Source organism: Tardiphaga sp. GW822-FHT04G09 (genome assembly GCF_058800725.1).
This window is the reverse complement of record NZ_JBXAMO010000001.1, coordinates 312,625-338,077: the sequence shown is the minus strand read 5'-3', so window position 1 is coordinate 338,077 and position 25,453 is coordinate 312,625. Positions and strand designations below refer to the sequence as shown.

The following is a 25,453-nucleotide window of genomic DNA, read 5'->3' as shown; positions in this document are numbered from 1 at the left end:
CTCCGCAATACGACGGCCAGTGATCAGGCCCCGGTCACCTTGACCGCGGTGTTGGGTTCGATCCTGACGGTCGATACCTTCGCCACATGCGCCGCCACCACGTCCCAGATCGGCGGCCCCTGCGTGTTCTCGTTGATGCTGGCCCAGCCCGAGACCGTGTAGGTCTTGGTGGCTTCGATGGGCTTGCCGGACTTCAGGTGGGTCATCGCGGAAATGCGCGAACCCATCGGCTTGGAAATATCGATCGCGTAGCCCATGCCGCCCATGCGGACCATGTCGCCGCCGCCCTGGAAGTACGGATCGGGATGGAAGATATTGTCGGCGACGTCTTCCAGCACTTCCTTGATCTGGGTGCCGGTCATCTGGTTGCGATAGCAGTTCGGATAGGTGATCGCGGTGGCATTGGTGATCTGCTCCCAGGTGATCGCATCGCCGGGGATCAGCGTGCCGCCCCAGCGGAAGCCGGGGGACAGCACGATCTCCGCATCGCGCTCGGACATCATGGCATTGCAGATCAGATCGTCGAAGGTGCCGTTGAAATTGCCGCGGCGATACAGCAGCGAATCCGTCTTGCCGATTTCGCGCGCCAGATCCTTGGCGAAAGGCGCTCTCACCTTCTCCACCAGCGCGGTCATCGCCGGATCGGGTTTGATGGCATCGGCGAACACCGGCATCAGCTTGAAGCGGATATCCGAGACCTTCTTGTCCTTCACCTCGATATCGAGGCGCGAGACGAACTTGCCGTGCGAGCCGGTGGCGACGAGCACAGTATTGCCGACCTTGATCAGGCCCGGCATGGCGTCATGGGTATGCGCCGTGAGGATCACGTCGAGACCCTTCACGCGGCCGGCGAGCTTGCGATCGACATCGAAGCCGTTATGCGACAGCAGCACCACGATGGACGCGCCGGCAGCGCGGGCTTCATCGACCTGCTTCTGGATATCCTCTTCGCGAATACCGAATTCCCAGTTGGGGAACATCCAGCGCGGATTGGCGACGGCCGTCCGCGGCAATGCCTGACCGATGACGGCGATGGTGGCGCCGCCGCGCTCGAACATCTTGCGCGCCTCGAATACCGGCTCCTGCCATTCATTGTCGCGAATGTTCTGGGCGAGGAAAGCGAAGGGCGCGGAGTCCGCGATCTGCTTGACGCGCTCGGCGCCGTAAGTGAACTCCCAGTGCCCGACCATGGCGTCCAGCTTCAGGGCCGACATCACATCGACCATGTCCTGCGCCTTGGTCTGTAGTGACGTCCAGCTGCCCTGCCAGCTATCGCCGCCATCGAGCAGCAGCACCTTGTCGTCGCCGCGCTCGGCACGCACGGCGTCGATCAATGTGGCGATACGGTCCATGCCGCCCATGCGGCCGTAATTCTTTGCGAGCGATACGAAATCATCTGCTGTGAGCGCGAAGGCATCGGCCGAGCCGACCGCGATCTTGAAGTAGTTGCGGAACTCCGCATCCGTAAGATGCGGCGGCACGCCCTTCACTTCCCCGACGCCGAGATTGACCGACGGTTCGCGGAAGTGCAGCGGCATCAGTTGCGCATGGGTGTCGGCGACGTACAGGATCGTCACCGTGCCCAGCGGATCGAACCGCAGGATGTCGGCCTGTGTGAGGCGTTGCTGTGCCGCCGCGCGACCCAGCGGGCCAAGGCCGCTGCCGATCGTGAGCGCAGACGCAGCCGCCGTCGCTTGCAGGAAATCCCGCCTCGATATCATGATTCACCTATGATCCCTTCCGGTATGGAAGGGTGAATGTTCAGAAGAACGTCAGATCCAGAGTCTGCAATTCAGGATCTGCGATTCAAAGTCTGCAATCCGTCAGGCCACGGTCAACTTGTTGGTTGCGACATAATCGGAGCCGTCGTCATCCTTCCAGGTGAAGGTGAATTCGCCGGACTCCGCGGCCTTGTAGAAAAACGACTGATAGGGATTGGCCGAGATGGCGGGATTCCAGTCGGCCTCGAACACCGTCTTGCCGTTGAAGGCTGCGGTGAACTTGTTGATGATCTTGCGCGGCACGACCTTGCCGGCCGCATCCTTGCGCTGGCCGGATTCCATTTCGTGAGAGATCAGCGTCTTGATCTCGATCAGCTCACCCGGCTTGGCCTGGGTCGGAACGCGAACGCGCGGGGTTGGTTTGGTTGCCATGGGAAAGTCCTCGCCTGATAAATCTGTTCTGTGAACGAAGCCGGGCGACTAGCCGCCGCAGCCGCCGATCGTGACTTTCACATTGGCCTTGGCCATGTGCAGCTTGCCGTTGGACATTTCGGCGATGCAGACGATGTTCTGGGTTTCCGCAAGACGCATGCGCGTCGACGCCGAGGCCTTGCCGCAAGCCGGCGTGAAGCGGTAGCTGACGACGGCCGGCAGCGGATTGCCTTCGGCGAACACATGCACCGACTTGACGTAGTCGGCATCGGTCATCGGGCTTTCAACATCGACATTGACCGGCACCACGAGGCCGTTCTCGGCAATCTCGGGAACGTCGAGCTTGATCTTGCCGCTTTCGAACTTCTTGTCGCCATACAGCTTCTTGATTTCGGCGGCGACGGCCTGCTCGTCGGCCAGCGATAGTCTGGGAGCAAGGATTGCTGCGAGACCGGCGATCGCGGCCATGGCCAGCGTTTCGCGACGGGTCTTCTCGACCGGCTTCAAAATCATGAGTGCTTCCTCCTGCGGGATTTGAGCAATCCCTTTACAATAGTATCGCTTGACGATTCCAAGTCTGATCTATCTTATCTGGGACATATCATTATATTCTTTTTCTTGAATGTAAAGATCTGAAATGCACAAGTGCCGCAGAGACGGCGATGTGGGAGGGGACAGATGAGGAAGACCGCCATCCGCTCAGTGGCCGCGGCCATTCTGGTACTTTGCGCGGGCAGCTTCGGCGCTTATGCGCAGGACGCCAGCGAGAAAGAGATCGAACGCTATCGCGAGATGATCTCGGACCCGATGTCCAATCCCGGCTATCTCGCCGTCGACCGCGGCGAAGCGCTGTGGAGCGAAGCGCGCGGCACCAAGAACGTCTCGCTCGAAACATGCAATCTCGGTCTTGGCGCCGGCAAGCTCGAAGGCGCCTTCGCACAACTGCCGCGCTACTTCGCAGATGCCGACAAGGTCATGGACCTTGAGCAGCGCCTGTTGTGGTGCATGCAGAACATTCAGGGTCTCGACACCAAGGATGTCGTCGCGCGCCGCTTCTCGGGCCCGGGCCGTGCGTCCGACATGGAAGATCTCGTCGCCTACATCGCCAACAAATCGAACGGCATGAAGATCAATATTCCGCTGAGCCATCCCAAGGAGCAGGAGATGGTGGCGGTCGGCGAAGCGCTGTTCTATCGCCGCGGCGGCGTCAATGATTTCTCCTGTGCCACCTGCCATGCCGACGAAGGCAAGCGCATCCGGCTTCAGGGACTGCCGAACTTCTCCAAGCCCGGCAAGCCGGCGCAGGAAACCATGGGCGGCTGGCCGACCTATCGCGTCTCTCAGGGCGCGCTGCGCACCATGCAGCATCGTCTGTGGGATTGCTTCCGTCAGCAGCGCTGGCCCGTGCCGGAATACGGTTCGGATGCACTGACGGCCCTCACTTCTTTCCTGCAGAAACAAGCGGCGGACGGCGAGATCAACGTCCCGTCGATCAAGCGATAAGGGAGACTTGAGATGAAACGCGCCTTGACACTCGCCGCGCTTATTATTGCAGGCTCCTTCACCACAGCCGCATCGGCGCAGACCGCTGCCAAGGCACCGGATCCCGCGCTGGTCGACGCCTATATCAAATCGACCTTCGGCAAGGCGCCGCCGGAATGGCAGGCGCGGATCGAACCCGATGAAACGCTGAAGACCTGCAACGCCTTTCACAACGAGGTACCGAGCGCCGAAGCCGACAAGATCACTGCGCGCGAACTGGCGCGCGTGGTCTATCCCGCCGACGGAAAATTCCTCGGCAACTGGAAGGAAGGCGCGAAGATCGCTAATAACGGTCGCGGCGGCCAGTTCTCCGATCCGCCCGATACGGTCAGCGGCGGCAACTGCTATGCCTGTCACCAGATGGAGCAGAAGGAAGTCAGCTACGGCACGCTCGGCCCGAGCCTGACCAATTACGGCAAGGACCGCAAATACGATCCGCAGGAAATCAAGAACGCCTTCACCAAGGTCTATGACTCGCAAGCCGTGTTCGCCTGCTCCAACATGCCGCGCTTCGGCGTCAACAAGGTGCTGAGCGAACAACAGATCAAGGATATCGTGGCTTTCCTGTTCGATCCGGAATCGCCGATCAACAAGTAACCGAAACCGAGAGTGGATCGACATGACGATGAGAAACGCATGGATTGCCATCGTCCTGTCGATGCTCGCGTCGACGGCGGTACGGGCGGAAGAAGCCGTTGTCAGCTACAAGTCCCTCGGGCTTGAGCTGGCGCTCGACGCCGCGCGCGGGGCGCTAAAGGAGTGCCAGAAGCGCGGCTATCAGGTCGCCGTTGCCGTGGTTGATCGCTTCGGTACACCGCAAGTCCTGCTACGCGATCGCTTTGCCGGTCCGCACACGCCGCCGACCGCCACCGGCAAGGCATGGACTTCCGCGACCTTCCGCAACAGCACCACCGAACTCAATGCGATCAGCCAGCCCGGCATGATGCAGGCCGGGCTGCGCAACCTGCCGAATGTCGTGATCATCGGCGGCGGCATGATGATCGAAGGCGGCGGTACGACGCTGGGCGCCATCGGCGTCTCCGGCGCACCGGGCGGCGATGCGGACGAACTCTGTGCCAAGGCCGGCATTGCGGCGATCCAGGACAAGCTGGATTTCTAGTTCGGGCTGATGGCTAAGCCTGCTTCTTCAGCCACTCCGGAAACGTCGCCGTCTCATAGCCCTTCTGGCGCACATAGCGGAACATCGCCAGAAATTCGGCCGGCTCCAGCAGACCGGGCATACGCGCGACTTCCCGCGCCTGCCCGCTCTTTGCGGCCAGTCCCGATGTCGTCTCCGGGAAGAACTGGATCGTCGGCGTGAAGCGGATGCCGTAGGCTTCGCCAAAAGCCTTCTCGCCGCGCTTGCGGCCGTCGAAATCGGTCACTTCGCGCGCGCCGATGTGATTGAGATGCAGGATCTCGAAATTGTCGCGAATATAGGTCTCGATCTTCGGATCGGTCATGTAGCTCTCGTGCATGCGCTTGCAGGCCGGACAGCCCTTGAGCCCCCACATCACAGCAAAGCGCTTGCCCTTGGCGGTTGCGCCCGTCAGATCCTCGGAGAGATCGAGGAAGCTCTCCAGATACCAGTCCATCTGATAGAGGCCGTCATCACCGAGCGTTGCTTTTGCTGATGCCGGTGCGGTGCGGAGTCCGGCCACGCCGAGACCGATCGCGGCGAGCGCATGCCGTCTGGTGATCACGCCAGTTGTTTTGGACATTCGATCCTCCCGAGCCGCATCATCCGATGGTGCCAAAGGCCGGAAGGGTCTCCAGCATCCAGCCTGAAATGCGCGGCATTGCGCCAGTCAAAAACAGAACCCCGGTCAGGACAAGACCGGCACCGATCACCTTCTCGACAGCCAGCATGTGCCGACGCAGCCGCGCCATCAGCCGCATGAACGGTCCGGAAAACAGCGAGGCCAGCATGAAGGGAATGCCGATGCCGAGTGCATAGGCCGCGAGCAGAAGCGCGCCTTGGGCCGGCGCGCCTTCAGCACCTGCAACCATCAGAATGGCGGCCAGCACCGGACCAACGCACGGCGTCCAGCCGAAGGCGAACGCAACGCCGACCAGATAGGCGCCGAGAAAACCCGCGGGCCTGCGGACTGCCTGAAAGCGCGCTTCGCGAAACAGCAGCCCGATCCTGAAAACGCCGAGAAAGTGCAGCCCGAGAATGACGATCAGCGCACCGGCGATGACAGCAAGCGTATCGAAATAGGCCGTGATCGCCTTGCCGATGAGCGATGCCGATGCGCCCAAGGCGACGAAGACCGTCGCAAACCCCAGCACAAACGCAAAGGACAGCGCGACCACGCGTCCATTTGGCCGCCAGCCGGCCTGACCATCGTGGTCATCAAGCTCGTCCAGGCTGACACCCGCCAGAAAGCACAGATAGGGCGGCACCAGCGGCAGAACGCAGGGCGACAGGAACGACAACAGCCCTGCGCCCAGCGCACCTAGGAACGAGATTGAGGACAGCACGGCGGATCCGGTTCTGGCATAAATATTCGAATTCGTGTATGTGTAACATATGACGTGGAAATTGCCCCTGAAAACCTCGTTGAGTGTCATTTTGTTGGTGATGGCCGCTGCGCTGTCGCCGCGCATCGCCGAGGCGTCCGAACTCCTGATGTTCGAGCGCGACGGCTGCGTCTGGTGCGCGCGCTGGAATCGCGAGATCGCGCCGGTCTATGACAAGACCGACGAAGCCAGGCTTCTTCCGCTGCGCCGCATCGATATGGATCGCGACAAATCGCCGGGCGTCGTGCTGGCCTCGCCGGTTCGTTTCACTCCGACGTTTCTGATCGTCGATAACGGCCGCGAGATTGGCCGCATCACCGGCTATATGAACGACGAATCCTTCTGGGGCTTGCTTGGCAAGTATGCTGCCAGACTGACAAACTCACAGCCCAACGCCAATCGTTCCTGACCCTCTTCAAACATTCGCGGGACTCGCGCGCTGCCATGGCCTCCATCATTTCATCCGAACTCGAAGACGAACTGCGCGACGGCGCGGAGTATTCCCCCGAACTCGATCAGTTGATGCGCAAGGCCCGCAAGGCCAGCAATTTCCTCAAAGCGATCTCGCACGAAAATCGTCTGCTCTTGCTGTGCCTGCTGGCCGAGCGCGAACGGTCGGTGTCGGAGCTGGAGAACATCCTGTCGCTGCGGCAGTCGGCCGTATCGCAGCAACTCGCGCGGCTGCGCTACGACGGCATGGTGGAGACCCGCCGCGACGGCAAGACGATCTATTACAGCCTGGCCAATGACGACGTGCGAAGTGTCATCTCGGTCATCTACGATATTTTCTGCGCCGCACCGGCGCCGACCAAGAAAAAATAACGCCGCCGAACCGGCAGGCGGAGAAGCGCGGCCCGTAAGGCCAGCGCGCCTCACATCAGGAGGAAACCCATGCAGAACATGTCTGCCTGGTTATCGGCGCTGGCTGGCCTTGCCATCGGCGCCGCCGCGGGATTCGCCGTGCGACGCGCGCGCCTTTGCACATTTGGCGCGATCGAAGATGCGTTGATGGGCCGCGACAATCGCCGCCTGAAGATCTTTGGGCTGGCGCTGGGTGTCGCCGTGCTCGGCACCCAGGCCCTGGTGCTCTCCGGCTTTCTTGCTCCTGAAAACACCACTTACGTTCCAACAGCTTTGCCCTTCGTCGCCATCGTGATCGGCAGCCTGATGTTCGGCACGGGCATGGCGATGGTCGGCACCTGCGGATTCGGATCGCTGGTGCGGCTCGGCACGGGCGATCTCAGGAGCCTGATCGTGATCCTCGTTCTGGGTGCAACGGCCTATGCGACCTTGCGCGGCCTGTTCGCCGATCTCCGCATTGGAGTACTTGAACGACTGTCGATCGAGATGCCGAACGGCATCCGCTCCGATTTCGCATCACTGTTGGCGCAAGCCACCGGCCACGATCTGCGCTTGCCGCTCACGGTGATCGTCGGCACCGGCTTGTGCTGGCTGGCGCTGAGCGACCGGCGCCTGCGCCGCGCACCGCGCCTGCTCACCGCCGGCTTTGTGCTGGGGTTACTTGCCATTGCCGGCTGGGTCGTGACGGTGGGACTGACCGACGACTTCGCCAGCCCGCCCCGCCCGCAGAGCCTGACTTTCGTGTCGACCGTCGGCAAGGCGCTCTATGCAGGCTTGCTGAATGTCGCAAACTTGGCCGACTTTGGCGTCGGCAGCGTGTTCGGCGTCATTGCAGGTGCGTGGGCTGCTGCCTGGTTCGCGACCGAGTTGCGATGGGAAGCTTTCGACGACGATCACGAAATGCGCCGCCATTTACTCGGCGCCTGCCTGATGGGTGTCGGCGGCATTCTCGCCGGCGGTTGCACCATCGGTCAGGGCATCACCGCGGGATCGATGCTGGCGCTGTCCTGGCCGATTGCCGTCGGCGGCATGGTGCTCGGCGCACGCATCGGCATCGCGATCCTGGTCGACGGCTCCCCGCGCGACATCATCCAGCGCAACTGGATGCTGCTGGCGCGGAAAGCGCCGCCGTCGAAATAGCTGCCGGCGTCAGGGCTTGAGATAACTCCAGCCGGCTTCCTGCAATTCGATCAGCCGGACGGCGCCCGACGGCACGACCGAGGCCTCCGATACAACACTGATTGCCTTGCCCTCGCGCTTCTCCATGCCCTCTTTGGTATTTCCGCAGGCGGAGAACTTGATGTTGGACGGGAAGCTCGCATCGACGATCTGCTTGATGCGATCCTTCACCGGCGAGGTGTCGTCGCGCAACATATGCAGGCCCGGACCGTAGGTGACGATCTCGACCTGAACGTCCTCGCCCTTCGCCTTGTAGAATTCCATGACATTGGTCGCGTTGTTGAGCGCAAGATTCATGACTGCGGGGTCGTTCTGGTCGACCTGAATGGCGACGCGATGCTCCTTCGCGTCCGCGGCATGACCGGACGACGAGATCAGAGCAAAGAGAATGGCTCCGGCAATAGATCCCAGCAATGACCGCATCTCAGAACTCCCTTTCAAGGACGTACGATTGTAAAACCGCGCTCGGTCAAATCCAGCAGATGGCCGACGCCGACCTGTACTTCAACCGCATGTGGATTGAGCGCCGGTCGCTTGCCAGTCTCTCGCTCGACAGTATCCAGCGTATTGCCGCAGACGCTGAAGCGCACGCCCTGGATCACCAGACTATCGACCAGTGCGCGGTGTTCGTTGGTGTCGCGCAACAGATCGATACCGGGGCCGAAGGTGACCACTTCGACCGCCACCTTGTCCGGCCCATAGGCCTTCAGCAGATTGCTCGCGACGCTGAGAACGAGGCGTTCTTTCTTCGGATCGGAATCGGACAGCTGCAAGGCGATGAAATGCTCGGCGAAGGGCTTGTCCGGCGCGGCGTCCTGCTTGGCGGGCCGCGTCTGTGCAGCGAGCGGCGCCATCGCAAACGATCCCAGCAAAAGGGCCGCTGAGCCGACAATCATCCCTCGTCTATTCATCACGTGTAAAACCTCTGACGATTGGCAAGCTGATTACCAATCGCAGGGAGACGGCGCAATCAAACTAACGAAGCGTAGGTGCGAGGTCTTATTGCGCCGCAAAAGCCGGACGGAGTGCTCGCCCGCGGATCGCGATGGCCGCGCCTGCAAGAATACCGGCGGCCGCGACGAAGGATGGCAGCGCGAGCGTGGACACGCCCGTCAACCCCTGCCCGATCGAACAGCCATAGGCCATCGCGCCGCCGATCCCCATCAGCGCGGCACCTGCCATCGAACGGCCCGTATGGCGCGCCGACGTATAGCCCTCAAGCTCAAAGCGTCCGGTCAGCAAGGCCGTGAGAAGACTGCCGATGAACACACCCGCCACCAGCGCGATGCCGAAATTCAGCGTCATACCGGTCGACAGCATGATGAACTGAAGCGTATCGGCAGCCGGTGACACGAAGGTCAGCGACGCCACCGGGATCGGATCGAACTCATCGGCGCCGAGCCAGCCGGTCGCCAGCCAGCCGGCGATCACCAGCAGACCCATCACGAGCCCGGCGACGAGCTGTCCTGGCGAACGGCGGAAATCCCGATGCGACAGCGCGAACACCAGCAGCGCACCGCCGACAATCAAAGTTGCGACGACGCGCGCGGTTGCGTCAGGCAGGCCGAGTGTTCCGAACAGCGACGGGAGGGAATTCGCCCCGGGCGTCGTCTGCGTCCATTGCAGGATCGACAGTCGCATCGGCGCGAGCAAGCCCTTCAAGGTCATCTGCGCCGTGACGCCGATGATGGCGATCACGACAAGCGACCTCAGATTTCCTTTGCCCAGCAACACCAGCGCGCGCGACGCGCAGCCATTCGACAGAACCATGCCGAGGCCGAACAGCAGCCCGCCGAAGAAGATCAAAGGCGCCGAGAATGACGGCTGCAAATAGAGCGACTTGGCGATCTCGACGATCCCCGCACCGGCAATGAATTGCGTGCCCACAACGGCCACGGCAACCGCCAGCGCGTAGCTGCGGATCTTCCGTCCGTCGTCATGCGTCCACCAGTCGCGCAGGCTGCTCATCAGGCAGAACCCGCTCAACAGGCCGACCGCGCCGAAAACGGCGCCGATCGCAAAACCAGCGATAACGGGCAACGCAAACATGGAACGATCCGAACCTGATTTTGAGGATATCGGCCGGATTAGTACTGCCAGTTTATGAAACGGTCCAGTTGACGCATGATTTAAGCAGCAAGTTCCACGAACAGCGGAAAATAGAAAATATAATTCCACCAGACTGCAGAACGCGATGCAGAATGACTGCCGTTTTCACGGGCGGTAAAGATCGGCCACTGATGTTTCGCCCCCCAATTCTGGATCGGGAAATGATCGGCAGACGCATCACCGTGTCGGGATCATCTGCGACGCCGCGAGGGCAACGCGGCGTCGCAAGAGCGGCACAATGATCTATCCGCCTACTCGCCCCCGAGCCCGAGCCGGTTCGGCATTCGCTTCTCGATATTGAATTTGAGCAGCGCGGCAGAGCGGAAGATGCCGTGGGCGAACTTGCCGTAAGGCAGTGTCAGGAACAGCGCCATCACGGTGCCGAGATGGATTGCCAGCCACAGCGCCATGAAGCTTGTGTCGCGCAGCAGCAGCAGCGCGAAGCCGGTGGCGCTGACCAGCAGCAGCAACATGATGAAGCCGCGGTCCATGGCGTTCTGCTTGACGTCGGCACGCAGCGCATCGCGGCGCATGTTGAGCCACAGCAGGCCAATGGGGCCGACGACGAGGCCGATGCCGCCGAGCGAGCCGAGGATCACCGGCGCGCTGGTGAAGGCATAGGGCGCGTGGAGATTCCACAGATAGTGATACAGCGTCGCCACGCAGGTCGCGGCAAAGCATAGCAGGAAGCCGTACATCGTGAACTGGTGGAAGCGGCGGCGCCACAGCGTGAAGGCATCGTCGTCCTCATTGCAGCCCTCGCCATGGCCGCCGCCGAGATAGCGCAAGCGCGCGACATCGGCGACCGCTTCGGCCACCGCCGGCATCCGCGCCTGGGCGGCTGCTTTGATGTCGGCGGGATTGCCGTCTTTGGTCGGCGAGACCTCACGCCAGAATTTAACGACGCCGATGGCCAGCGCCAGCAGCGCAAACAGGAACACGGCGCCGAACAGCAAGGCCAGGAAGTTGTGCGGGAAGATCGCGTAGAAATTCCCCGCCAGCGGCGCGTGAATCAGACGGCCGTTCATGGCGATCGCCAGGATCATGAACAGCGCGAGACCACCGGACAGCGCGAAGGCCACCGTGAGGCCGGCGCGTTCATAGAGGCGACCGAAGGCAAGCGGCCACGCATAGTCCTGATAGGTGCGCACCCGCACCTTGGCCATGGCCTGCGGAACATTGACCGCGAATTCATGCGGCGGCGCATACTGGCAGGCATAGAGACACGAGCCGCAATTGTGGCACAGGTTCGCGAGGTAGTGCGTGTCGGCCGCATTGAAGTCGAGCCGGCGCGTCATCGCGGGGAACACCGCGCAAAAGCCCTCGCAGTAGCGGCACGCATTGCAGATCTGCATGACGCGCGCGATCTCCGCCTCGCCCGCCGTCAGTGCGTCGGCGAAATTGACGCCGGCGTCGCAGGCGCCGCCGGCGACGGGCGCTTCCAGATCAGTGACCGGCGGCATAGGCGAGTTCCTCTTTGAATGTCGGGTGGATATGCCCGGTGCTGGCCGCGGCATTGACGCCGGCGATGCGGCCGAAGGCGGTGCCGATGCTCATGCCGACGCCGGCGGTGTAGCCCTTGCCGAGCACATTGCCGGCGACCATCTCGCCGGCAGCGAACAGATTGCTGCTGGCGACGCCGTTGAAACGGCAGGCCGCCGTCGCATCGGTCTTCATGCCCAGATAGGTGAAGGTGATGCCGGGCGCCAACGGATAGGCGGTGAATGGCGGCGTGTCGATGACGCGCGCCCAATGGGTCTTGGCGGGCACGACGCCATCGGTGCGGCAATCGTCGAGTGCGGTGTGATCGAAGGTGCCGGGCTGGCACGCCGCATTATAGGCGCTCAGCGTTTCCATGAAGGTGACGGGATCCACGCCGATCTTCACGGCGAGCTCTTCCAGCGTGTTCGCCTTAGTGCCATCGAACACCGGCGGCATGAAGCGGCCGATCGCTTTCTGGTCGATGATCGACCATGCGGTCTGGCCCGGCTGCTGGGCCACGAGACGGCCCCAGATCGCATAGCGCTTCGGCCAGAAGTCCTCGCCCTCGTCATAGAAGCGCTTGGCCTCGCGATTGACGACGACGCCGAGCGAGACGCAATCGATGCGCGTGCAGATGCCACCGTCGTAAAGGGGAGCGCGGGCGTCGATGGCGACGCAATGCGCCTGGGTCGGATCGCCGATGGTGTCGGCGCCGGCATCGATCATGAATTTCAGCAGCACACCCTGATTGAAGCGGGTGCCGCGGATCAGGAAGTTCTCCGCGGTCCATTCGCCGCGCTCGTTCTGGCCCCAGGCCTCGCGCTGCCATTCCAGATTGGACTCGAAGCCGCCGCAGCCGAGCACGCAGCTTTTGGCGGTAATGCGCTCGCCGCTCTCGGTGATCGCGGCGACGAACTGGCCGTCCTTCAGCTCGAGGCTCTTCACCGGCGAGTCGTAGCGGATCTCGACGCCGAGCGCCCCGGCACTGCGATAATAGGCATTCACCAGCGCCTTGCCACCGCCCATGAAGAAGGCGTTGGTGCGCGCCACATGCAGCGCGCCGGACAAAGGCGGCTGGAAGTGGACGCCGTGCTTGCGCATCCATGGCCTGCAGCGCGACGAATGCCGGATCACCATGCGAGCCAGCGGCTCGTCGGTCAGGCCACCCGTGACCTTGAGCAGGTCCTGCCAATATTCTTCCTCGGGATAGGCCTCGACCAATACATCCTGCGGTTCGTCATGCATGCAGCGCAGGTTGCGCACATGCATCGAGTTGCCGCCGCGCCATTCCTTTGGCGCGGATTCCAGCATCAGCACCGACGCCCCCGCCTCGCGCGCCATCAGCGCCGAGCACAAAGCCGCATTGCCGCCGCCGATCACGAGCACGTCGGGCATGGATGTGGATGTTGCCATGATCAGGCTATTCCTTCGCGGTTCGTCACCGCGTGCAAAACTGTCAGCGACGATAGGCTGGCCATTCGCCACCCAGATTGATGGTGAGCTTCTCGGCGACAGGGCCGAGCACGCGTTTCATTTCGGCGATCTCGGCCTCGCCGAACCGTTCGCGCGGCCCCGACAGCGAGATCACGCCGACCAGCATGCCGCGCGGACCGAACACCGGCGCCGCTACCGCGGCACAGCTCGGATCACGCTCGCCAAGCGAGACATCGGAGCCGGTGGCGCGGATGGCGTCGTAACGCGGACCCGTGCTGCCGGCGTAAGCCAGAATGATGTGGCCGGCGGCGCCGCGCAGCAGCGCGTAGCTGTGACCGGCCTCGACGCGATCCAGCGTCGCGTGGCGCGAATTCACCCGAAACAGGCAGACGCGGTTGTCGGCATCCTGCCGGACGTGGAAGGACGCACTCTCGGTGCCGCGATCGACCAGTTCCTGCAGCGCCGGCAGCACATGATGCCCGAGCGCATTCTTGCGGGTGAAGGCGACGCCGAGGCGGAACGCCGTGGGGCCGAGATCGTAGCTGCCATCCGGCAGCCGCGTCACATAACCGGTCGGGATCAGCGATCCGAGCAGCCGCAGGATGGTGCTCTTGTAGAAGCCCGTACGCACCGCAAGCTCGGCCAGCGTCATCGGCTGGTCGGCGGTTTCCAGTGCCGCGACGATGGAGAGAGCCCGTTCGACGGCGGCGACGCCCTCGCCGGCTTCGCGCGCCGGGGCCTCCGTCGTCACAGATCTGGTTGCGGGCTTCTTCATCGCGCTTCCCATCAGGCTGTATGCGACGCCTTGATGACGCGCGCCACAACCGGCCAGTAGAGGTCGCCATCACCGGCGTCAATCGCCTCGCCAAGGAGCTTGTCGGCAAGTTCCGCGCCCTGCAACTTGATGTTCACCGATTTGGCGAGATCGAGCGCATAGGAGATGTCCTTGCGCGCATATTCAGTCGAGAAGGCCCGCTCCGGGAAGGTGTCGGGCAGCATCGCCTTCATGCCGTGGTTGCGCAGCGCGAAACTGTCGGCGGAGCCCTTGGCCAGCGTCTCGAACACCAGTTTGGGATCGAGGCCGGCGCGCTTCGCCGTCTCCAGCGCCTCGCCAAGGGCGACGACGGTTTCCATCAACACCATGTTGTTGAGGATCTTCACCACCTGCCCGGCGCCGATATCGCCGCAATGGGTGATGTCGGTGGCGAAGGTCGCGATCAGCGGCTGCAGTTTGGCGAAGACGGCGGCATCGGCGCCGACCATGACGCTCAGCGTGCCTTCCTCTGCGGCCTGCCGGGTCCGCGCGATCGGCGCATCGGCATAGGCAGCGCCCTTGGCGGCGAAGCGCTTGGCGAGTTCACGGCTGGCTTCGACCGGCGAGGTGCCGAGATCGACGATGGTGTGGCGGGCATCCGCATGCGCGAGCAGGCCGTCATCGCCATCGCACACCGCAGCGACATGTTTGCCGCTCGGCAATGCCATGAAGATCACGTCACACTGGCTGGCCAGTTCGGCCAGCGATGCGGCGCGCTTGACGCCGGCTTCCGCGAGACGCGCGAGCGGCGCATCGGCGCGGTCGAAGCCGAACACCGGCACGCCCGACTTGCGGGCCAGATTGCGGCACATCGGCTCGCCCATTACGCCAAGACCGATAAAACCAATGGCAGTCACCATGCCGTATTCCTTCGTCTTCATTCCAGATCGGGATCGATAGACGGGCGCAGCCAGGCTGCGCCCGCGATGTCGCAATTCGTTCAGCCTTTGACCAGCGGGCAGTTGCCTTCGCTCATCGGCCGGAATGCCTGTTCGCCGGGCGAGGTGGTGATGACCTTGTAGTAATCGAACTTGTACTTCGATTCTTCCGGCTTCTTCACCTGCACCAAATACATGTTGTGCAGCACACGTCCGTCCGGACGCACGGTGACGTCCTTGTTGTACATGTCGTTGACCTTCATCTCGTGCATCTTCCTGGCGACCGCGGCCGGGTCCTTGGTGCCGGCGGCCTTCACGGCGGCGAGATAGTGATGCACACCGCTATAGACGCCGGCCTGCACCATGCTCGGCACCTTGTTGTTGGTCAGCGCGAAGTAGCGCTTGGTCCAGGCGCGGGTCTCCTCATTGAGGTCCCAGTAGAACGAGGTCGTCACCTGCAGGCCCTGCGTGGCCTTGAGGCCGAGCGCATTGACGTCGGTGATGAAGACGAGAAGACCGGCGAGCTGCTGGCCGCTTTCGACGATGCCGAATTCGCCAGCCTGCTTGATGGCGGTCTGCACATCGGCGCCCGAGGTGGCGAGGCCGACGACCTTGGCCTTGGAGCCCTGCGCCTGCAGCAGGAACGAAGCCATGTCGGTGGTCCCGAGCGGATGCGCGGACGAGCCGATCACCTTGCCGCCGGCGCCTTCGATGAATTTGGTGGCGTCACGCTGCAGCGCGTGACCGAAGGCATAGTCCGCGGAAATGAAATACCAGGTGTTGCCGCCGGCCTTGGTGATTGCCTCGCTGGTCAGCTTGGACAGCGCATAGGTGTCGTAATTGAAGTGGAAGCTGGTTGCCGAACAGGCCTTGCCGGTGAAGTCCGACGAGCCCGGGCCGCTGATGGTGAAGATCTTGCCCTTCTGCTTGGCCACTTCAAGGATCGCGAAACCGGCCGACGATGCCGCGCCGTCGGCGATCATGTCGACACCTTCGGTGTCGAACCAGCGGCGCGCGGTCGAGGCCGCGATGTCCGGCTTGTTCTGGTGATCGGCGGTGACCACCTCGATCTTCTGCCCGAGAATCTCGCCGCCGAAGTCCTCGGCCGCGAGCTTCGCTGCCGCCACGGAGCCGACGCCGCCATTGTCGGCGAACACGCCGGACTGGTCGTTCAGCACGCCGATCTTGATGGTCTCGGCCGCGCCGGCGACCTGTGCCGACAGCAGCAGTGCGGCGGATAGATAAAGACTTGTCGTGAATGCCCTGGATGTCATGTGATGCGTCCTCAAAGTTTCTGTTGTTGGATTTTCTCAAGCACCGGCGCGATGTAGCGGCGGAATTGCGCGGGGTTCTCGCTCATCGGGAAATGGCCGAGCTGCTCCATGACCGTGACTTCCGCACCCGCAATGCCGGACGCCGTACGCACGGTATCTTCAGGCATGCAGGAGAAGTCGTATTCGCCGGTGAGCAGATAGAGCGGACAGAGTTTGGTATCGATCGCCTTGGTGCGGCCGCGCAGGTCGCCATCGACGCGATAGAAATAAAGGTCGCCCTTGAACACGCCGGGGCCACCCTGCTTGTAGGCCCACAGCGTTTCCATGCGCGCTGCCGCAGGAGACTGCGGCGCGACGAGGCCGGACACCAGCGCCGCGCAGACTTCGCCGCCATGAATGTCGGGGCGGTTGAGCCAGGTCGTGTCGTACCACGGCGCTTGGAAGTCTGCGGCCTCGAGGCCGATCAACGCGCGGAATTCGGTGGCGTGATCGATCGCCAGATTGAGCACGATGCGGCCGCCGATCGAGCACCCCATCACGACAGGCTTGTCGAGCTCGAGCGCCGCGCAGAACGCGCGGATCGTCTGTGTGTAGCGTGCGGTGGTGAGTTGATATTCGCTGCCGTCCCAGTTCGCCGGCGGATTCGACTTGCCGTGCCAGGGCATGTCGAAGGCGATGATGCGGTAGTTCTTCGTGAACTCCTCATCGGCAAGGAGATAGCGCCACTGCCGGTTGTCGGAGCCGGCGGTGTGCAGGCAGACCAGCGGAATGCCCTGCCCGGCTTCCTCGAAGTAGATCCGGTGCGAGGTGCCGTCGATATCGACATGCACGTAACGGCCGACCATCGGCTCGATATATCCGGTCACGCGACATCTCCCGACTTGCGCGGCAGCGCCAGCAGATCCTTGAAATATTGCAGATGGGTCATGAAGGGCCGGATATCGCCGTCGAGCGTGGCTTCGCCGCGCTTGGTGAGCGACAGCAGATCGTGCCATCCGGCCTTCGGCATCGGCTGCCAGAACGCGGTCCATGCCTCGGGCGTGGCGCGATAGCCGAAGGTCCACGAACGCATCAGCACCGGCGCCGGCACCATGTCGATGATGCGGCCGGCACGGATCGCAACATGGAACGCCTGCTCCGTCGAACCGAGCAGACAATCCACATCAAGGAAACGGCCGCGCTGGATCAGCGCGGCGTCGCGCTCCAGCAGGCCCGGCAGTTGCGCGAACGCCTCGCTGACGGGATCAGATTTTTTCAAGGCCGGACTCCCTGATGATGCGGCCCCACAGTTCGGTCTGCTTGGCGACGTGCCCGGCGAGTCCTTCAGGCGTGCTGACATCCGGCTCGAGGCCGATATCGGCGAAGAACTTCTTGGCTTCGTCCGTCGCCATCACCTCAAGGAATGCCTTGTTGAGCTTCTGCACGATGTCGGCCGGCACATTCTTCGGGCCGAACAACCCGCTCCAGGCGGCGAAGTCGTAGCCGGGCAGACCGACATCAGCCATCGGCGCCACGTTCGGCAGCGAGGCGACCTTCTGCGATGTGGTTACGCCGAGCGCGCGCAGGCTGCCATTGTTGATGAATTCACGCGTCACCGCGACGTCGGTGATGACGAATTCAATGCGACCACCGAGCAGATCGGTGATCGCCTGCGGCGTGCCGGGATAGGAGATGCGCACAGCGTCGACCGACGCCATCGACTTGACGAGCTGCGCTGCCGCCATGCTGCCGGTGTTGCCCGAGCCATAGCTCAGCTTGCCCGGATTGGCCTTGGCATAGGCGATGAATTCCTTGAGGTCCTTGGCCGGGAAATCCTTGTTGACCACCATCACCAGCGGATTGCGCGTCAGCCGCGCGATCGGCGTGAAGTCGGCGACGGGATCGAACGGCATCTTGTTGTAGAGATGCACATTGGCCGAATGGGTCGAATTGGTCGCGAGATAGAGCGTGTAGCCATCACCAGCCGCGCGCGCGACTTCGGCGGCGCCGATATTGGCGTTGGCGCCCGGCTTGTTGTCGACGAGGATCTTCTGGCCGAGCACCGCGCCGACTTTCTCGGCGAGGAAGCGTGCTTCGACGTCGGTGGCGCTGCCGGCCGGGAACGGCACCAGCAGCCTGATCATCTTGCTCGGATAGCTGTCCTGCGCCTGTGCCGATGGTGTCAGCATTGCCGCACCCGCCAGCATCGTCATGACAATCGCCGCGCGGCGTGTCAGCGGCCATGCCGCCTTGTCCCGTCTCATGTCTCTCTCCCCGGTCATCGTTCTTGAAGGACGCGGTTCAGCGAAGGCGATGTGTGATCACGGCGATGCGTGCAGCGAGCGTTGCGGCGGCTGCCGCTGGGTTCTTCGCCGTCCTGCTGTTGCCGATTGCGTTCATCGTCGACCTGATCCAATTCCAGTTCGTTCTGTCTAACAGAACTATTGTTCTATTATATCAACATATGATTGGATGCCGCGCAAGCGAGGCAGAGTCAACCGCTTCGCACGAACAAGAAGTGGACTTTGAAATGGCCTATCCAGACATCGAGCTTTACGTGGACGGACAGTGGCGCCGGGCATCCGGCACGCCGATCATCAATCCCGCAGACGAGAGCGTGCTCGGCACCGTGCCGCATGCGACGAAGGCCGATCTCGACGATGCGCTCGATGCGGCCACACGCGGGTTCAATGTCTGGCGCAAGACGGCGCCGAATGCGCGCGCGCAGATCATCCTGAAAGCTGCAGCGCTGATCCGTTCGCGCGTGGACGAGATGGCGACGGCGATGGTGCTCGAACAGGGCAAGCCGCTCGATCAGGCGCGGCTCGAAATCCTGCGCGGTTGCGAGATCATCGAGTGGGACGCCACCGAAGGCATGCGGATGTATGGCCGCGTGATCCCGGCCGGCCCCGGCCTGCAGCACACGGTGTATCGCCAGCCAATCGGCCCCGTCGCGGCGTTCTCGCCGTGGAATTTCCCGATGAGCTCACCGGCGCGCAAGGTTGCTGGCGCGCTGGCGTCAGGCTGTTCGATCATCCTGAAAGCATCGGAAGAAACCCCGGCCGGCGCGCTGCAGCTGGTGCGTGCGTTCCATGATGCCGGTTTGCCGGCCGGCGTACTTAATCTCGTGTTCGGCGATCCCGCCGAAATCTCCGGCTATCTGGTGCCGCATCAGGCCATCCGGCTGATCACCTTCACCGGCTCGGTGCCGGTCGGCAAACATCTCGCCGCCATGGCCGGCCAGCACATGAAGCCGGCGATCATGGAGCTCGGCGGCCACGGCCCGGTCATCGTCTGCGACGACGCCGATCCGGTGGCTACCGCAGCAGCATCGGTCGTCACCAAGTCGCGCAATGCGGGCCAGGTCTGTGTCGCGCCGACGCGTTTCTTCGTGCATGAGTCGAACTATGAGACCTTCGCCAGGAATTTTGCCGAAGGCGCGGCCAGGCTGAAGATCGGCAACGGCATGGATCCGTCGACCCAGCTCGGGCCGCTCGCCAATATTCGCCGGATCGAGGCGATGGAGCGGCTGGTATCGGATGCCAGGGACCGCGGGGCGCGCGTGCTCGCCGGCGGACAGCGCGTCGGCAATCGCGGCTATTACTTCCCGCTCACGGTGCTGGCGGATGTGCCGGACGATGCGCTGGCGATGAACGAGGAGCCGTTCGGCCCGCTCGCGCTGGTCAATCCGGTGCGCGATCTCGACGAAGCCATCGCCAAGGCCAATGCGTTGCCGTTCGGCCTTGCCGCCTATGCCTTCACGAAGTCAGCCGACAACGTGCAGCGAATCTCCAACGACGTGGAAACCGGCAATCTCACCATCAATCACTTCGTGGCATCGACGGCGGAGACGCCGTTCGGCGGCGTCAAGGACTCCGGCTATGGCCGCGAAGGCGGCACCGAAGGCCTCGCCTGCTACACAGTGACGAAGAACGTCTCGCATAAATTTGCGTGAGCTCTTTTTAGAGACTGAACGCATTCCGGTTCTTCACACGTCGTCTGAAGAACCGGACGTCACGCAGGCGCCGCTTGTCCGCGCTGTTCCAGAGCAATGACTATCCGGCGGCCTCGTTGATGTAGAGTAAGCAAACTCCCGGGTGACGGCGGACGCGCCGGCACCTGGCGTTGGTCAAACTCGCATCAATCCGGATTTGCTACCCGCCAGTGAGTCCACGCGCTGGTTTAACGGCACGACATTCCTTCGGACATCTCACCCCAATAGCCACACTGGGTCACCGGCGCAGCGTGTCTATTGAGATGATTGGGGTCGCGGGCACTGAGATCGCCGTGAAACACGACGAGAATTGCGGAAGCCAGTAGTGCAACCGAAAGCAAGATGAGAAATCGATTGTTCATGCGCGCTTATTACCCGCTCACGCTCCGTTTTCCAAATCACGTCGTCCAAAATCTACCGCACTCCTGGACAATGCGTAGTTGACTTGGCAACTGCGCGATCCTGTTCGGTCGTCCTGTTTTGCGACAACCTGAGCGCATGGCTGATTTGTCAACGTGTGTGATGCTTTCGGCGGATGCATGATTTATTCCGCGGCACACTCTTCTCTGTGACAATGCTTGGGCGGTTCCCAGCTAGGGAGTCCTCCCGCTATGGTAGCTATTTCTCGCCGGTCTAATCTCATTCTGTTGCAAAACGATCTTCACAGCGTGCGAAGGCGAGCCGAACGGCTCGAACTACGACCCGTCGTCGCACTGATCGCCGAAGCCATTTCAATCCTACAAGACGAGCGCGAGAGAGAAACTCGGGATCAGCAATTACCACCACCGTAATCGCTGCGGAGATTTCTCTCTTCCGCCCTGGCTCTGAAACATCACCCTGCTCTCCGGAGGAGAGCGAGGCAGATGCTCAGAGCTTGGCCTGGACCGTCCAGAATGTTGCATCTTTGTCGGACAGGTCATTGTGGATGGTATCATCGCTCGGAGCGTGTGGACGCAGCCGCCAGGTCTCTGAACTGATCTCGACTTCGAGCTCATTATGCGAAGCTGAGATGACCTTGCCTGACACCCGGCTCTTGTTTGGGTATTCGAGCGCGAGAATTTCTCCCGGCGCGACCGATTTGCCGACGACAGAAATCGCCGTGCCGATTTTGATATCTTTCCCGTTGATGTAGGCGCTGTACATGGACAAACTCCCACGAGGCTATGCCTCATTAGCTTGGAGATGGTCATTGCGGGCCATGTCCAAAACTAGCGCGTCGGCCAATTTCGACCACGCTCGCTTGACTTAATATAGATGCCCTCGCTCCATCCGGTAGGCCACTCGCGGCTTACCTTGAAGCTGCAGGTGGCCTCTCGCGACAGGCTGCCTCATTTGTTTGGGTGATAAAAAGTGACCGAAGGCGCTGAACCTTTTGCGTGGTTCGCCACACATACCCGAGCTGGGGATTCTGCGGCCCAGTAAGTAAGCCAGCGTCGCCGGGCGATCATATTCCGCCCGGGCGACGTTGTGCGTTGAGTGGTCTGGCGGAGAGATTCGATGTTGGGCAAGAAGCCGCCCGGGTCCCAGCCGGGCGGCTTCTCTATGCGGTCACCGGTTCCCCAGGAGTCGCGATCCACCGCATGGCCGGAGGCTGGACCGGCACGGTTAATGAAAGGTTAACGCGCCGGTCGAAATCTCGCGCATGTTCTCCCATCCGCGCCCTCACCGACGGGCTTTTGCCGCTTGGGCAAGGAGTGCAACAGCGCGCGTAGCCTTGAACCATGAGAGCCGCATCAGCGACCTATCCGCATGAAGAACGCTATCTATAAGGTTTGGAATAGAGTTGCCGACTGGATCGATGCTGCCATCGAATTCTATGACTGGTGGATCGATAGGCCCGGACCAAACAACAGATTCAATAAGCCGGATGTCATTCTGCCCTTACCCAAAAAGGCGGATCTCCAATGAAGCTTAAACTTGCCGCCGCGATGTTCGCCGCAAACCTCATGCTCGTATCGACGGCTTTCGCCCAAGGCACCGCGCCAGCCGACGTTGCAGTGATCGATGCCTGTCTGAAGACCGCGGAGAAAACCGGCGGTTTCGGCGGCGCGTGCGTCGGGCTTGTCGCCGATCCCTGTATCAAAGCGGCAGAGGGCGCGAATGACGACGTCGCCAAATGGAAAGCCTGCGCGGCGCGCGAACTCGCCATTTGGACGCAGAAAACCAATGAGACGCTAAAGAAGGTTCAGGCTGGCGGGTTCGATGACGTGATCAAGGCAGTCGCGGACTCGCAGAAAACTTTCGCCGCATCGCGTGATCGCTTCTGCGCGGTCTTCGACAAGGTCGAGCCGGGCATGTATCCGGGCAGCGCGAGCTACTGCCGCCTGCGCGAGACCGCGAACCGCTCGCTGAGCCTGATCAAGCTCGGCGCTGCGGTCAACGAGCACTGAGACCTCTTGGCCCAGCCTGATCGATTTCGGGCAATGAGCCCTTTACCGATAGGTTGATGGGCCCTGGCTTCACGCCCAATTCCTGGCGGCTGTCCCATGAGCCGACCCCGGCTGAACTGCGGGGAAAAGAGTGCGGAGCATCGCAAGGTGGAAGACATGATCGCCAACGGCGCGACCATCCGCATTGTCGGCGAGACAGATTTTATGCTGATGGTGCAGTGATCCTGGGCCTTGCCCTCAACTAAAAGTTGCGATTGGATGGTTGCGGGCTGGGGAGATTGTTGATGCGCGCGGTTTTGGGCTTGGTAGTGGGGCTTTTTCTTGCGGGGTGCCAGACGGCGCAACCGCCGGCGACCGCAAGCGGCAAGCCCGAGGTAGACATTCGGGCACCGGTAGGGGCCATCAAATCAGCGCTAATTTCTCGGGCAATCAACCAGCGCTACAGCATCACCAAAGACACCGAATACATGCTCCAAATGGACAAGCCGACCGAGAACTTCGGTGCGGCTCTTTTGTTGGGGTCGAAGTATGACGGTGTGCCAGCAGAGCGGGTTGTATTTACGTTTGCCCCGAATGGCACGGAATCGGTGCGAGTTGTGACGTCAATCATGTTCGTGACGAACCCCGGGTCATCGTTCGAGCGGCTCACGCCCATCAATGCCGGCGAAGGCGTCGATCGAACCCAATCATCGTTATTCGAGGTGAAGCAGGCAGTGGAGGCTGCCGCAGCTCCACCGCCAGTAGCAACAAGAGCGCCGCCTAAAACTCTCCCAAAGGGTCCAAAACCGGCTGCGGCCACATAGGCCATGGCCGATTTGCTCGAGCAGATGAAACGGAACCCGCAAGGCGACTGGCGGATTAAAGACGTTGAAACGGTTTGCGGCGAACATGGCGTTTCGTGCGCTCCGCCTACTGGCGGGGGGTCCCACTACAAGGTGTCGCATCCGCGCATTGACCACATTCAGACGGTGCCCTTTAAAAGGCCCATAAAACCTGTATATATTCGCCGATTAGTTGCGTTTCTCGAAGCAGTAAGGAGGCTCAAATGACCGTAGCAACAGACTATCCTGCTACTGTTCGCCCGCTTTCTGCTGCCGATGGCGGCGGATTCGCGGCTTACGCACTCGATCTTCCTGGTTGCATGTCGGATGGCGAGACTCCTCAGGAGGCACTTGCGAACCTGCAAGACGCCATTTCTTGCTGGATTGAGGCTGCTCATGAGATGGGGCGGCCAATCCCGGCTCCTAAACCGGAAGGGCCTCAGCCGATGCTCAAATACGGCTAGATCGCATAACGCTTCATCTGAACAGCCCGCCCTCACCCGGCGGGCTTTTTGCTGCCTACTCGAATTCCCGTGGTACGTCGCCGAAGCGGCCGAGGATCACCGGTTCGTCAAAATCGCCGAATGCCATGTCGCCACTGCGGCTGAAGGCGATTGCACCACCCCGGTCCTGAGTCACTAGGCTTTCTCTGCACCGGTCGACATGACGACGCGCTGCAGCACCTGCACCTTGCGGCGGCCCAGACATTAGAACAAACACCGAATATCTGATTGCTTACAGCCAGCCGCCCCGCGGGGCTAATTCTTCAATGAAATGAGGATGGTGGGGGAAGAAGGACTCGAACCTTCGAAGTCATAAGACGGCTGATTTACAGTCAGCTCCCTTTGCCACTCGGGACACTCCCCCGCCTGACGCCATCGGACCTCAGCCCACCAAATCAGTGGCTGGACGGCCATCGATGACGTTAAAACGCGCGCCCGTAAACGGGCTCCCGGTTGGCGCGTTTATGACGGAAGCCATGGGGCAAAGTCAACCGACCCGGGCAGGAATATCCGCCCTTCGCGCACCTCTTTGCCGCGCACCAAATTGCCATTATCGGGCCCTCGTGAGACAAGCCAGTCATGAGCGATCGAGACCGAAAACAGCGATTCCAGCGCGGCCCTGACAAGGGACGCGACGGCCCAGGTGGCCAAAACCGGGACAAATCCCGCGATCAGGGCCGAGATCACGGACGGCGCCCGCCCCGGCGCGGCCGGGAATCGGGCGGCGACGGCCCGGCCATCCTCTATGGCTGGCATACCGTCACCATGGCGCTGGCCAATCCGCAGCGGGTGATCCGCAAGCTGATTCTGACCGAAAACGCCGCGCGGCGCCTCGCCGAGGAAAAGATCGACACCCGCGTGGCACCGGTCCTGGTCCGTCCCGACGAGATCGACCGCCGGCTGGGGCCCGATGCCGTGCATCAGGGCCTGCTCGCCGAAGTCGAGCCGCTGGAATCGCCGGATCTGGACACCCTCTCTCAGGACGGCATCGTGCTGGTGCTCGACCAGATCACCGATCCGCACAATGTGGGCGCCATCCTGCGCTCGGCTGCGGCCTTCGCGGTCAAGGCGATCATCACCACGGCACGGCACAGTCCAGAGGCCACCGGCGTCTTGGCCAAATCCGCCTCGGGCGCGCTGGAACTGGTTCCGATGATCACGGTGCCGAATCTGGCGCGGGCATTGAACGAATTGAACGACCTCGGCTTCATGACTGTCGGCCTCGACAGCGAGGGCAGCGAGAACATCAGCGCGATCCCGCTGCAGCAGCCGCTGGCGCTTGTGCTCGGCGCCGAAGGCAGCGGACTGCGACGGCTGACGCGAGAAACCTGCAGCGTCGTCGCGCGGCTCGACATGCCCGGCGAGATCAAGAGCCTCAACGTCTCCAATGCCGCCGTGCTCGCGCTCTATGTCGGCGCCAGCAAGCTCGGACTCATGGGCTAGAGCGTCTTCGAGCGAAGTGCGTCCCGGTTCGCGTCAAGAAAACGCGTCAAACAAGAATCCCTCTCTCCAAACGA

Annotated in this window: 29 protein-coding genes and 1 tRNA gene; 12 read left to right on the top strand and 18 right to left on the bottom strand. The window is 62.1% G+C overall.

Annotation, left to right across the window (positions count from 1 at the left end; genetic code table 11):
- Positions 1-23 precede the first annotated feature (23 nt).
- The 3 genes from soxB to soxY form a co-directional block, all read right to left on the bottom strand.
- Positions 24-1,721: a thiosulfohydrolase SoxB gene (gene soxB, locus AC1RLZ_RS01590; RefSeq protein ID WP_493187210.1), complete on the bottom strand. Its 1,698-nt coding sequence runs from the start codon at positions 1,719-1,721 to the stop codon at positions 24-26.
- A 102-nt stretch (positions 1,722-1,823) separates the two neighbouring features.
- Entirely contained in the window at positions 1,824-2,153 is a 330-nt protein-coding gene (soxZ, locus tag AC1RLZ_RS01585; RefSeq protein WP_089264796.1) for a thiosulfate oxidation carrier complex protein SoxZ, read from the bottom strand.
- Positions 2,154-2,201: 48 nt separating this feature from the next.
- On the bottom strand, positions 2,202-2,666 hold the full coding sequence (gene soxY / locus AC1RLZ_RS01580; RefSeq protein ID WP_493187209.1) for a thiosulfate oxidation carrier protein SoxY: 465 nt from the start codon (positions 2,664-2,666) through the stop codon (positions 2,202-2,204).
- A gap of 165 nt (positions 2,667-2,831) precedes the next feature.
- Between soxY and soxA the strand changes: the two genes are divergently transcribed.
- The 3 genes from soxA to AC1RLZ_RS01565 are packed head-to-tail and all read left to right on the top strand — an operon-like array spanning position 2,832 to position 4,815.
- Entirely contained in the window at positions 2,832-3,656 is an 825-nt protein-coding gene (soxA, locus tag AC1RLZ_RS01575) for a sulfur oxidation c-type cytochrome SoxA (protein ID WP_493187208.1), read from the top strand.
- Positions 3,657-3,668: 12 nt separating this feature from the next.
- Positions 3,669-4,292, top strand: a complete 624-nt coding sequence (gene soxX, locus AC1RLZ_RS01570) for a sulfur oxidation c-type cytochrome SoxX (RefSeq protein WP_493187207.1) — start codon at positions 3,669-3,671, stop codon at positions 4,290-4,292.
- Between the two features lie 22 nt (positions 4,293-4,314).
- A complete protein-coding gene (locus tag AC1RLZ_RS01565; protein WP_493187206.1) occupies positions 4,315-4,815 on the top strand; it encodes a GlcG/HbpS family heme-binding protein in 501 nt (166 codons plus the stop codon).
- Positions 4,816-4,828: 13 nt separating this feature from the next.
- On the opposite strand, the gene AC1RLZ_RS01560 is transcribed toward AC1RLZ_RS01565, so the two are convergent.
- A complete protein-coding gene (locus AC1RLZ_RS01560; RefSeq protein WP_493187205.1) occupies positions 4,829-5,416 on the bottom strand; it encodes a SoxW family protein in 588 nt (195 codons plus the stop codon).
- Between the two features lie 19 nt (positions 5,417-5,435).
- A complete protein-coding gene (locus AC1RLZ_RS01555) occupies positions 5,436-6,179 on the bottom strand; it encodes a cytochrome c biogenesis CcdA family protein (protein WP_493187204.1) in 744 nt (247 codons plus the stop codon).
- 79 nt (positions 6,180-6,258) lie between these two features.
- Between AC1RLZ_RS01555 and AC1RLZ_RS01550 the strand changes: the two genes are divergently transcribed.
- The 3 genes from AC1RLZ_RS01550 to AC1RLZ_RS01540 all read left to right on the top strand — a co-directional run bounded on the left by AC1RLZ_RS01550 (position 6,259) and on the right by AC1RLZ_RS01540 (position 8,219).
- On the top strand, positions 6,259-6,627 hold the full coding sequence (locus AC1RLZ_RS01550; RefSeq protein WP_493187203.1) for a thioredoxin fold domain-containing protein: 369 nt from the start codon (positions 6,259-6,261) through the stop codon (positions 6,625-6,627).
- Positions 6,628-6,662: 35 nt separating this feature from the next.
- Entirely contained in the window at positions 6,663-7,040 is a 378-nt protein-coding gene (locus AC1RLZ_RS01545; RefSeq protein WP_493187202.1) for a metalloregulator ArsR/SmtB family transcription factor, read from the top strand.
- A 69-nt stretch (positions 7,041-7,109) separates the two neighbouring features.
- Positions 7,110-8,219 carry a YeeE/YedE family protein gene (locus AC1RLZ_RS01540; RefSeq protein WP_493187201.1) on the top strand — a complete coding sequence of 370 codons (1,110 nt, stop codon included), beginning with the start codon at positions 7,110-7,112 and terminating at the stop codon, positions 8,217-8,219.
- A 9-nt stretch (positions 8,220-8,228) separates the two neighbouring features.
- Here the strand turns inward: AC1RLZ_RS01540 and AC1RLZ_RS01535 are convergent, their stop codons facing one another.
- From AC1RLZ_RS01535 to AC1RLZ_RS01485, 11 genes are all read right to left on the bottom strand, one after another.
- Positions 8,229-8,681: a DsrE family protein gene (locus AC1RLZ_RS01535; RefSeq protein WP_493187200.1), complete on the bottom strand. Its 453-nt coding sequence runs from the start codon at positions 8,679-8,681 to the stop codon at positions 8,229-8,231.
- A gap of 14 nt (positions 8,682-8,695) precedes the next feature.
- Entirely contained in the window at positions 8,696-9,169 is a 474-nt protein-coding gene (locus AC1RLZ_RS01530) for a DsrE family protein (RefSeq protein ID WP_493187199.1), read from the bottom strand.
- 88 nt (positions 9,170-9,257) lie between these two features.
- A complete protein-coding gene (locus AC1RLZ_RS01525; protein ID WP_371421804.1) occupies positions 9,258-10,307 on the bottom strand; it encodes a YeeE/YedE family protein in 1,050 nt (349 codons plus the stop codon).
- Between the two features lie 311 nt (positions 10,308-10,618).
- Positions 10,619-11,830, bottom strand: a complete 1,212-nt coding sequence (tcuB, locus tag AC1RLZ_RS01520; RefSeq protein WP_493187198.1) for a tricarballylate utilization 4Fe-4S protein TcuB — start codon at positions 11,828-11,830, stop codon at positions 10,619-10,621.
- Entirely contained in the window at positions 11,814-13,244 is a 1,431-nt protein-coding gene (gene tcuA, locus AC1RLZ_RS01515) for an FAD-dependent tricarballylate dehydrogenase TcuA (RefSeq protein WP_493187520.1), read from the bottom strand. The genes tcuB and tcuA overlap by 17 nt, the downstream gene beginning before the upstream one ends.
- 61 nt (positions 13,245-13,305) lie before the next feature.
- Positions 13,306-14,058, bottom strand: coding sequence for an IclR family transcriptional regulator (locus AC1RLZ_RS01510; RefSeq protein ID WP_371421326.1), 753 nt, complete (start codon positions 14,056-14,058; stop codon positions 13,306-13,308).
- 11 nt (positions 14,059-14,069) lie between these two features.
- Positions 14,070-14,957 (bottom strand): NAD(P)-dependent oxidoreductase, encoded by an 888-nt coding sequence (locus tag AC1RLZ_RS01505; RefSeq protein WP_493187519.1) that lies wholly within the window; start codon positions 14,955-14,957, stop codon positions 14,070-14,072.
- An 80-nt stretch (positions 14,958-15,037) separates the two neighbouring features.
- The gene (locus AC1RLZ_RS01500) at positions 15,038-16,249 is read right to left on the bottom strand and encodes an ABC transporter substrate-binding protein (protein WP_493187197.1); all 1,212 of its coding nucleotides are present in this window, start codon (positions 16,247-16,249) and stop codon (positions 15,038-15,040) included.
- Positions 16,250-16,260: 11 nt separating this feature from the next.
- Positions 16,261-17,115: an alpha/beta fold hydrolase gene (locus AC1RLZ_RS01495; RefSeq protein WP_493187196.1), complete on the bottom strand. Its 855-nt coding sequence runs from the start codon at positions 17,113-17,115 to the stop codon at positions 16,261-16,263.
- Entirely contained in the window at positions 17,112-17,507 is a 396-nt protein-coding gene (locus AC1RLZ_RS01490) for a hypothetical protein (RefSeq protein WP_493187195.1), read from the bottom strand. Before AC1RLZ_RS01490 ends, AC1RLZ_RS01495 begins: the two co-directional genes overlap by 4 nt.
- Complete coding sequence (locus AC1RLZ_RS01485) at positions 17,494-18,492, bottom strand: Bug family tripartite tricarboxylate transporter substrate binding protein (RefSeq protein ID WP_493187194.1); 999 nt, start codon at positions 18,490-18,492, stop codon at positions 17,494-17,496. The genes AC1RLZ_RS01490 and AC1RLZ_RS01485 overlap by 14 nt, the downstream gene beginning before the upstream one ends.
- A 266-nt stretch (positions 18,493-18,758) precedes the next feature.
- On the opposite strand from AC1RLZ_RS01485, the gene AC1RLZ_RS01480 reads away from it, so the two are divergent.
- The gene (locus AC1RLZ_RS01480; RefSeq protein ID WP_493187193.1) at positions 18,759-20,183 is read left to right on the top strand and encodes an NAD-dependent succinate-semialdehyde dehydrogenase; all 1,425 of its coding nucleotides are present in this window, start codon (positions 18,759-18,761) and stop codon (positions 20,181-20,183) included.
- A 906-nt stretch (positions 20,184-21,089) separates the two neighbouring features.
- On the opposite strand, the gene AC1RLZ_RS01475 is transcribed toward AC1RLZ_RS01480, so the two are convergent.
- Positions 21,090-21,365 (bottom strand): hypothetical protein, encoded by a 276-nt coding sequence (locus AC1RLZ_RS01475; protein ID WP_493187192.1) that lies wholly within the window; start codon positions 21,363-21,365, stop codon positions 21,090-21,092.
- 761 nt (positions 21,366-22,126) lie between these two features.
- Here AC1RLZ_RS01475 and AC1RLZ_RS01470 point away from each other — a divergent pair.
- The 4 genes from AC1RLZ_RS01470 (at position 22,127) to AC1RLZ_RS01455 (ending at position 23,897) form a co-directional block, all read left to right on the top strand.
- Positions 22,127-22,612 carry a lysozyme inhibitor LprI family protein gene (locus AC1RLZ_RS01470; RefSeq protein WP_493187191.1) on the top strand — a complete coding sequence of 162 codons (486 nt, stop codon included), beginning with the start codon at positions 22,127-22,129 and terminating at the stop codon, positions 22,610-22,612.
- Between the two features lie 96 nt (positions 22,613-22,708).
- Positions 22,709-22,834: a hypothetical protein gene (locus AC1RLZ_RS01465; RefSeq protein WP_493187190.1), complete on the top strand. Its 126-nt coding sequence runs from the start codon at positions 22,709-22,711 to the stop codon at positions 22,832-22,834.
- A 62-nt stretch (positions 22,835-22,896) separates the two neighbouring features.
- A complete protein-coding gene (locus tag AC1RLZ_RS01460) occupies positions 22,897-23,415 on the top strand; it encodes a hypothetical protein (RefSeq protein ID WP_493187189.1) in 519 nt (172 codons plus the stop codon).
- A gap of 242 nt (positions 23,416-23,657) precedes the next feature.
- On the top strand, positions 23,658-23,897 hold the full coding sequence (locus AC1RLZ_RS01455; RefSeq protein ID WP_493187188.1) for a type II toxin-antitoxin system HicB family antitoxin: 240 nt from the start codon (positions 23,658-23,660) through the stop codon (positions 23,895-23,897).
- 317 nt (positions 23,898-24,214) lie between these two features.
- Here AC1RLZ_RS01455 and AC1RLZ_RS01450 read toward each other — a convergent pair.
- A tRNA-Tyr gene (locus AC1RLZ_RS01450) sits at positions 24,215-24,300 on the bottom strand.
- 215 nt (positions 24,301-24,515) lie between these two features.
- Here AC1RLZ_RS01450 and rlmB point away from each other — a divergent pair.
- Complete coding sequence (gene rlmB / locus AC1RLZ_RS01445) at positions 24,516-25,379, top strand: 23S rRNA (guanosine(2251)-2'-O)-methyltransferase RlmB (protein ID WP_493187187.1); 864 nt, start codon at positions 24,516-24,518, stop codon at positions 25,377-25,379.
- Positions 25,380-25,453 lie beyond the last annotated feature (74 nt).

Excerpts from the sequence above, each read along its gene's own strand:
- soxB (WP_493187210.1), bottom strand. The coding sequence starts at position 1,721 with ATGATATCGAGGCGGGATTTCCTGCAAGCGACGGCGGCTGCGTCTGCG.
- soxZ (WP_089264796.1), bottom strand. The coding sequence starts at position 2,153 with ATGGCAACCAAACCAACCCCGCGCGTTCGCGTTCCGACCCAGGCCAAG.
- soxY (WP_493187209.1), bottom strand. The coding sequence starts at position 2,666 with ATGATTTTGAAGCCGGTCGAGAAGACCCGTCGCGAAACGCTGGCCATG.
- soxA (WP_493187208.1), top strand. The coding sequence starts at position 2,832 with ATGAGGAAGACCGCCATCCGCTCAGTGGCCGCGGCCATTCTGGTACTT.
- soxX (WP_493187207.1), top strand. The coding sequence starts at position 3,669 with ATGAAACGCGCCTTGACACTCGCCGCGCTTATTATTGCAGGCTCCTTC.
- AC1RLZ_RS01565 (WP_493187206.1), top strand. The coding sequence starts at position 4,315 with ATGACGATGAGAAACGCATGGATTGCCATCGTCCTGTCGATGCTCGCG.
- AC1RLZ_RS01560 (WP_493187205.1), bottom strand. The coding sequence starts at position 5,416 with ATGTCCAAAACAACTGGCGTGATCACCAGACGGCATGCGCTCGCCGCG.
- AC1RLZ_RS01545 (WP_493187202.1), top strand. The coding sequence starts at position 6,663 with ATGGCCTCCATCATTTCATCCGAACTCGAAGACGAACTGCGCGACGGC.
- AC1RLZ_RS01540 (WP_493187201.1), top strand. The coding sequence starts at position 7,110 with ATGCAGAACATGTCTGCCTGGTTATCGGCGCTGGCTGGCCTTGCCATC.
- AC1RLZ_RS01535 (WP_493187200.1), bottom strand. The coding sequence starts at position 8,681 with ATGCGGTCATTGCTGGGATCTATTGCCGGAGCCATTCTCTTTGCTCTG.
- AC1RLZ_RS01530 (WP_493187199.1), bottom strand. The coding sequence starts at position 9,169 with ATGAATAGACGAGGGATGATTGTCGGCTCAGCGGCCCTTTTGCTGGGA.
- AC1RLZ_RS01525 (WP_371421804.1), bottom strand. The coding sequence starts at position 10,307 with ATGTTTGCGTTGCCCGTTATCGCTGGTTTTGCGATCGGCGCCGTTTTC.
- tcuB (WP_493187198.1), bottom strand. The coding sequence starts at position 11,830 with ATGCCGCCGGTCACTGATCTGGAAGCGCCCGTCGCCGGCGGCGCCTGC.
- tcuA (WP_493187520.1), bottom strand. The coding sequence starts at position 13,244 with ATGCCCGACGTGCTCGTGATCGGCGGCGGCAATGCGGCTTTGTGCTCG.
- AC1RLZ_RS01510 (WP_371421326.1), bottom strand. The coding sequence starts at position 14,058 with ATGAAGAAGCCCGCAACCAGATCTGTGACGACGGAGGCCCCGGCGCGC.
- AC1RLZ_RS01505 (WP_493187519.1), bottom strand. The coding sequence starts at position 14,957 with ATGGTGACTGCCATTGGTTTTATCGGTCTTGGCGTAATGGGCGAGCCG.
- AC1RLZ_RS01500 (WP_493187197.1), bottom strand. The coding sequence starts at position 16,249 with ATGACATCCAGGGCATTCACGACAAGTCTTTATCTATCCGCCGCACTG.
- AC1RLZ_RS01485 (WP_493187194.1), bottom strand. The coding sequence starts at position 18,492 with ATGAGACGGGACAAGGCGGCATGGCCGCTGACACGCCGCGCGGCGATT.
- AC1RLZ_RS01480 (WP_493187193.1), top strand. The coding sequence starts at position 18,759 with ATGGCCTATCCAGACATCGAGCTTTACGTGGACGGACAGTGGCGCCGG.
- AC1RLZ_RS01475 (WP_493187192.1), bottom strand. The coding sequence starts at position 21,365 with ATGTACAGCGCCTACATCAACGGGAAAGATATCAAAATCGGCACGGCG.
- AC1RLZ_RS01470 (WP_493187191.1), top strand. The coding sequence starts at position 22,127 with ATGAAGCTTAAACTTGCCGCCGCGATGTTCGCCGCAAACCTCATGCTC.
- AC1RLZ_RS01465 (WP_493187190.1), top strand. The coding sequence starts at position 22,709 with ATGAGCCGACCCCGGCTGAACTGCGGGGAAAAGAGTGCGGAGCATCGC.
- AC1RLZ_RS01460 (WP_493187189.1), top strand. The coding sequence starts at position 22,897 with ATGCGCGCGGTTTTGGGCTTGGTAGTGGGGCTTTTTCTTGCGGGGTGC.
- AC1RLZ_RS01455 (WP_493187188.1), top strand. The coding sequence starts at position 23,658 with ATGACCGTAGCAACAGACTATCCTGCTACTGTTCGCCCGCTTTCTGCT.
- rlmB (WP_493187187.1), top strand. The coding sequence starts at position 24,516 with ATGAGCGATCGAGACCGAAAACAGCGATTCCAGCGCGGCCCTGACAAG.